The sequence below is a fragment of the Microcoleus sp. B4-C1 genome, assembly GCF_036705285.1.
In the GTDB taxonomy this organism is placed as follows: Bacteria; Cyanobacteriota; Cyanobacteriia; order Cyanobacteriales; family Microcoleaceae; genus Microcoleus.
On the sequence record NZ_JAUBUC010000147.1, the window covers coordinates 1 to 7180 of the forward strand.

Annotated in this window: 4 protein-coding genes; 3 read left to right on the top strand and 1 reads right to left on the bottom strand. The window is 48.6% G+C overall.

Annotated features, from left to right (window positions below):
• Window positions 1–457 precede the first annotated feature (457 nt).
• From QUB26_RS30500 to QUB26_RS30510, 3 genes are all read left to right on the top strand, one after another.
• Window positions 458–1318: a Tab2/Atab2 family RNA-binding protein gene (locus QUB26_RS30500; protein ID WP_333142181.1), complete on the top strand. Its 861-nt coding sequence runs from the start codon at window positions 458–460 to the stop codon at window positions 1316–1318.
• A 270-nt stretch (window positions 1319–1588) separates the two neighbouring features.
• Window positions 1589–2884 carry a TldD/PmbA family protein gene (locus tag QUB26_RS30505; RefSeq protein ID WP_333245938.1) on the top strand — a complete coding sequence of 432 codons (1296 nt, stop codon included), beginning with the start codon at window positions 1589–1591 and terminating at the stop codon, window positions 2882–2884.
• Window positions 2885–3111: 227 nt separating this feature from the next.
• Window positions 3112–4068: a GDSL-type esterase/lipase family protein gene (locus QUB26_RS30510; protein WP_333321057.1), complete on the top strand. Its 957-nt coding sequence runs from the start codon at window positions 3112–3114 to the stop codon at window positions 4066–4068.
• Between the two features lie 303 nt (window positions 4069–4371).
• Here the strand turns inward: QUB26_RS30510 and QUB26_RS30515 are convergent.
• A partial coding sequence (locus QUB26_RS30515; RefSeq protein ID WP_333321059.1) for a calcium-binding protein occupies window positions 4372–7180 on the bottom strand: 2809 nt, incomplete at its 5' end.

Consider the following 7180-nt stretch of genomic DNA (forward strand, 5'->3'; position numbering starts at 1 on the left):
GTAGAGGTTTTTGGACTTGAAAGCTAGTTCGTCTATTTGGGCGAAACGGTGTTCCGTGGATTTAATGATGTGCCTCTGTGTTAGTTGCATTTGAGACTTGCGTTTTTTGGGCTATGCGTATTCCTTGTTCAACACTCACAACAATAGAATACCATTATTGTTTATAATTGCTTATAAACTCAAGGAAGTTTTACAATACTGTTTGTTTTCCCTGGCTTGCACAAGTTTAACAAACGATCGCGGGTTGAGATTGCTCCGCGACAGTTCTCCGAGGAGTTGCTAATGCTTCCGGTTGTGCACTGCTGCCAAAAATTACACGGGAAGCTGCAAGGGAAAGCCACAATCTTTGGGAAAGTGCGATCGCCCTTGAAAGTGAAAATCAGCCTTATATGGTCAGAATCAGAAACTTGCCCGCTGTCCGGTAACATGAGAAAGGATTAATTTTTAACAGCGCGGCATGGCTACTATTTGGGAACTCGACTTTTACAGCCGTCCAATCATAGACGAGCGAGAGAAAAAAAAATGGGAAGTGTTGATCTGCGAAAGCCCGCTGAATGTAGGCGACAAGGCCGAATCTCTGTTTCGCTACTCGCAATTCTGCTCCAGTTCAACCGTGAATTCCCTGTGGCTGGCGGGTGCTATTAAAGAGGCGATCGCCGCAGCACCGAAACGCCCCGAAAAAATCCGCTTTTTCCGCCGCCAAATGGCGAACATGATTACTAAAGCCTGCGATGACTTGGACATTCCCGCCGCCTGCAGCCGCCGCACCCTCGCCCTTAGCCTGTGGCTGGAAGAACGGATGCAAGACGTTTATCCCGCCGAACCGGGCTATCAACCGGTTGTGAACCCGAGCGTTCAATTTGTACCTGAAACGCCAGTTGCGCTGCCGGATGCTTTAATCGGCGAAAAATGGGCGTTTGTGAGTTTGCCGATCGCAGCTTTTGATGAAATGTCCGAGTGGGATATCGGATTTGGCGAAGCTTTCGGACTGCCGATGACACGCCTCGCCCCAGAAACGCAAATTCCGGGACTAATTATCTACTCGTCGAGAGCAACAGCCCTGGCAGGTTGGATGTCGGGCTTGGAGTTGGCTTTCCTGAAATTTGAGAGCGGCCCACCTGCTAGGCTGGTATTAGATACGGGAGCTAACGATCGCTGGATTTTAGCTAATCTCAGAGACGCAGCAACTGAGAGAGAAGCGAAAGGATTTGAAGCCGCGAAAAACCAAGCAAAAAAAGTACATTTCTTAGCAATTCAGTCGAATCCTGAATCGGAATCTTTCGCAGGATTTTGGCTGCTGCACGAACTAACTATTTAGTCATTAGTTATTAGTCATTAGTCATTAGTCATTAGTCATTAGTTATGAGTCAATATAGCTGTTAACTCTAGACTAATGACGGTAGATTATTAACTGATGACTGATGACCAATGACTGTAAAATCTGGTTATCGCCAATTACACCAGTTTTCCCAAAAGAATCTAAATGTAGACCCGTGCACCCAACCCATATCCAGTAAGTTATTGCCAATTCTTTAATCGAAAATCGAAAATCGAAAATCGAATCGCCCATTACCAACCACCGACAACAATGACCAATCACCAATCAGCAGAACAACTGCTAGAACTAGCCACCAAAGCAGGTGCAGAAGCTGCTGAGGTATTGGAATCGCAATCGCTCTCGCGGCCGGTCTTTTTTGAAGCAAACCGTCTCAAACAGCTAGAAACCGCCCAAGCAGAAGGCATTGCCCTGCGGCTGTGGCGGGACGGGCGGCCGGGTTTGGCGGTGGCCTATGGGCCTGTGGAACTGCAAATTTTGGTGGACAGGGCGATCGCACTTTCGCAACTTAACGAACCGGAAACCATCGAACTCGGCACCGGTGAGAAAGTTGTTTATCCCGATCGCGGAGTGTCGGTGCCGGCCGAACAGCTAGTAAACTGGGGCAAAGAGGCGATCGCGATCGTCCGCGAAGCTTATCCAGAAAGCCTCTGCACCGCCGAACTCGACTGCGAAATCGAGAGCACGCGCTTGGTGAACACCAAAGGCTTGGATTCCAGTCACACCGACACCACCCTCAGCGGTTACTTGTCAGCAGAATTAGTGCGGGGCGAAGATTTCCTCAACATTTGGGAAGGCGAAACCGAACGCGGCACCCTCGACTTAAACACCAGCGCCAAGCGGGTTTTGCAGCGTTTGGAATGGGCGAAAGAAAATGTAGCCCCCCCCACGGGCCGCGTGCCGGTGCTGTTTACAGCCAAAGCCGCCGATTTACTGTGGGGCACTGTCTGTGCGGCGTTGAACGGCAAACAGGTACTCGAAGGCGCTTCGCCTTGGAACGATCGATTAGGCCAACAAGTGACATCGCCCCTTGTCACCCTCTCGCAGCAGCCGGATATCGGGCCCTATAGCTGTCCTTTTGATGACGAAGGTACTCCCACTCGGGCGATCGTCTTTATCAACAGCGGAGTGTTGCAGCTATTTTATACCGATCGTACCACCGGTCGAGCCTTGGGCAGTGGCACCACCGGCAACGGATTTCGCCCAGGTTTGGGCAGCTATCCGACGCCGAGTTTATTCAATGTTTTGATTAAACCAGGTTCGCGATCGCTAATCGATTTAATCGCTAAATTAGACGACGGAATTGTAGTCGATCAAATGCTTGGCGGCAGTGCTGGAATTTCCGGCGATTTTTCAATTAATGTCGATCTCGGCTACCGAGTCAAAAAAGGTCAAATAGTCGGCAGAATTAAAGACACAATGGTAGCTGGCAACGTCTACAGCGTCCTCAAACAATTAGTAGAATTGGGAGGAGACTCTGAGTGGAACGGTTCTTGCCAAACACCGTCTCTAATTGTAGAGGGATTGTCCGTCATCGGCAAGAATTAAAGGAATCGGGCATGGGGCATGGGGCATCGGGCAGGGGTAATTGGTAATCGGTAATAGTTAGTAGTTAGTAGTTAGTGGTTAGTAGTTACTTGTTAGTAGTTTTTCTAATTAAAAATAACCAATTCCCCATGCCCAATTCCCCATGCCCAATTCCCCATTCCCAATTCCCCATTCCCAATTCCCCATTCCCAATTCCCAATTCCCCATTCCCACTTCCCATACATAATATGCGTATTTGTTTTATCGGCGATTCTTTTGTAAACGGTACTTGCGATCCCAAATGTCTTGGTTGGACAGGACGGATTTGCGCGGCCGCTTGCGGACAAGGACACGATATTACCTACTACAATTTAGGAATAAGGGGAGAAACCAGTGCCGATATAGAAACTCGTTGGTTCAACGAAGTTTCTGGCCGCTTACCTCACTACGCTGACGGCAGAATAGTATTTTCCTTTGGCGTCAACGACACTTACCTAGAAAACGAAAAGATTCGCATAGAAGTTGAACAATCAATTGAAAATGCCCGCTCTATTCTCACGTCAGCCAAAAATATATTTCCAGTATTAATGGTAGGGCCACCGCCAGTTATTGATGCCGATCGCACAATGCGTATTGCCAACTTATCTGAACAGTTTTCCCAAGTTTGCAACGAGTTAAATGTGCCTTATTTAGATGTTTGCACCCCGCTGCAAAACTCCGAAATTTGGCATAAAGAACTTACCGAAAATGACGTTTCCCATCCCCGCGCAGCCGGTTACGCTGAATTGGCTAAAATAGTTCACAATTGGGACGGTTGGAAAGCTTGGTTTAAAAATATCAATATATCAGATCAAGAGACAGTAACGCTGTTCCGAGCCGTGGGCAAAAAAGAAATGGAACTGATTAAAGAAAGCGATTTTCTGGCATTTCCGCCGCGCTTATCCTTTCAGCCTATTTTTTATCCCGTACTCCACAAAGCATATGCCATACAAATTGCACGAGATTGGAATACAAAAGATGCAGCATCGGGATATTTCGGCTATGTAACCCGGTTTCGAGTTTTGGCTGAATTCTTAAAAAAATATCCCGTCCAAACTGTCGGCAGTTCGATTCATCAAGAATATTGGATTCCTGCCGAAGAATTGGCTCAATTTAATCAAAACATTGTCGGAAAGATTGAAATTTTTGCTGAATATCAACCGTAGAATAGGAGGAAATCATCCTTGAATTCAATCGGTTTGAACTGATATCTTGCACCATTCTCAATTAGCCGTAGGGGCGGGTTCGCCAACAGCCTTAAAGCTTGCAAATAGGTTCTATAAACCCGCCCAACCCCACGAAAAATCCTCTTATTGATATTGCTGCAAGATGTCAGTTTGAAGTGATAAATTTTGACTGGTACGGCACTCTGAATAGATTGGGAAAGGGTAAAACAACGCAGATCAACGCAAAATGGTAAAATTCATCTGCGTTAATCTACGTGTATCTGCGGTTAAAAAAAGCCGCTTCTAAATGAAAGTGAAATAAGGTTGATCCAGATTCAAATCCATCACCCCTTGCACCGTGGCAATTAAATCATCGGATTCACCGGGTTTCTTGAGGAAAATGCTAGTCGCATTTCCCGAAACCGACAGCGAATAATTGCCCTTAATTCCCGAAAGGACGATCGCATCCTCAGCAGACTTAAAGTCACTAATCACAGCATTACCATCACCAGAGTAGTAGATTTTATCACTATCTCCCAGCAAGAAACGGTCATTACCTTCCCCGCCAGTCAAAGTATCAAACTCCCCAACTCCTGGGTTAGTAGCACTCGGATCGATACCTGCTAAAGTATCATCCCCAACGTCACCGCTAACAACATCATTACCGCTGCCGCCGAGTAAGAAATCATTATCTAACTGACCGAAAATGCTGTCATCTCCAGCATCACCGCCGATAGAATCATCGCCCTTTCCTCCCAAAATTATATCGTTACCGTCTCCTCCCAAAACAACATCCAAGCCTTTATTTGCGTACAGCGAATCATTACCGCCGGCACCTAAAATGGTATCGGAAGCTTTACCGCCGTAAACAATATCATTGCCATTTCCAGCATCGATAAAGTCGGTGCCAGCATTGCCCAATAGCGAATCTTCGCCGTCATTGCCAAGGATATTATCACCACCATCTAAACCGGAAATCGTATCGTTTCCAGCTAAACCATCCAATGCGTCACCTTGCGGAGTTCCGAAGAACAAATCGCTAAGCGGCCCGCCACTGAAAGTAGAATCAACGGTAGTATTCGGACTCGGAATCCCAATTGCCGGCGTTAAAATTTGGGGGCCGTCAGGTGTGGGAGTTGGTGTGGGTGTGGGTGTGGTTGGGAGTGGGGGTAGAGATGGAGGAACAAAGCGATCGAGAATAGTATTTCCCGATAAACCTGCAACAGTTTCGATAAATCCGCTGCCGGGGCGATTGCTGCTGGGAGAATCGAAGAAATTGAGAATTTCGATGTCATCTGCGGCGTTGATTTTACCGTCTTTGTTGATGTCTACTAGCAAGCTAGTACCGCTGCGATCAACTCCAACTTTACCGGGACTTAGAAATAAAGCTGCGGTAACACCCGTGACAACCAGGCTGTCAGTGCCGGCACCTGCTTGAATCTTGCTGCCGGCGGATTGTGTGGGTTCGAGGATAAAGGTATCGTTGCCGCCACCACCGGTGAGAATGTCGGCACCGCCGTTACCGATGAGGCTTTCATCGCTGCTGCTGCCAGTGATAGTATCAGGCAAAGCTGTACCGATGATAACTTCGATACCGGTGAGAGTATCAGTACCTTCGGCTGTGGAACTTCCCGCCGCGAGATTGATATTCACAGGACTCAGCAGAGTAGCATAAGACACCGTATCGATACCGGCACCGCCGACGATGCTGTCATTGCCTTCACCGCCATCTAGAGAATCATCTCCATCGCCGCCGTCGAGAGTGTCATTGTCTTCGTTTCCGAACAAAAAGTCATTGTCGGCACCGCCCAACAAACTGTCATTCCCTTCAGCCCCGTACAGAGAATCTTTGCCATCTCCTCCATTGATAATGTCAGTACCTTCACCGCCCCACAGGCTGTCGTCACCGGCAGCGCCTAGGAGAGTATCGTTACCTTCGCCGCCGTCGAGGGTGTCGTCGCCATCGCCGCCGTCGAGATAGTCATTGCCAATCCCCGTACCGAGAATTACCGTACCGCCCGCCTCACTAATCGTAATGAGTTCGTCGCCGTTCAACACATCATTGCCAGCGTTGCCGAACAGCGAATCATTGCCTTGATTGCCCTCAATCTCATCGTTGCCGGCCAATCCGTCAATGCTGTCATCGCCACTGCCACCTGGAAGGAAATCATCTTCAGGAGTCGCCTTCAGCGGGAAACTCGTGAGAATAGCGGCCCCTGAGAGATTGCCAACTTGTTCGATAAAACCATCTCCTTGTTCGAGATTTGGTTCAGCGAAGAAGTCAAGAATCAACAAGTCGTCAGTCGCGTTAAAAATCCCGTCCTTGTTGAGGTCAATTAGCAAGTCGGTATCGAATTCGCCACCCCGCGTGACGCCTGCCGTATCGGCGGCCAAGCCGATCGCCAGCGTGACACCATTGAGAGTTAGACTATCAGTGCCGTTGTCATCAGCAATGACATTGCCCCCTGCGGAAGTACCATTTAACACGTAGAAGTCATTACCAGTACCGCCAAATAGACTGTCTACACCGCCACCGCCTTCTAGGGTATCGTTGCCATCATCTCCGTAGAGTTCGTCGTTTCCAAGGCCGCCATTGATATTGTCATTATCTGCGCCGCCACTGAGTTCGTCATTGCCGTCACCGCCAGCTAAGGTATCGTTACCATCGTCGCCATCTGCGATATCGTTGCCAATACCGCCAGAAATAGAGTCATTGCCTTCGTAACCAAACAAAGAGTCATCGCCGGCATCTCCTGTGAGGGTGTCGGAACCGTTTCCGCCTAAAACTGCGTCGTTACCGTCGTCGCCGGAGAGCAAATTATTGCCCAATTCGTCGTCTAGGAAGTCATTTCCTGCACCGCCAAAGAGGCTGTCATTTCCTGCGCCGCCATTTAAGTAGTCATCTCCGGCATTACCTAGAAGGGAGTCATTTCCTGCTTCATCGAAAATTTCATCGTCACCTGCAAGGCCGTCGATGGTGTCGTTTTGCGGACTACCTTCGATCGCATCATCGCCGACAGTACCAAGTATTATCCCCGGAGTCGGAGTCGGGGTTTCCGGAGTCGGAGTCGGGGTTTCCGGAGTCGGAGTCGGGGTTTCCGGAGTCGGAGTC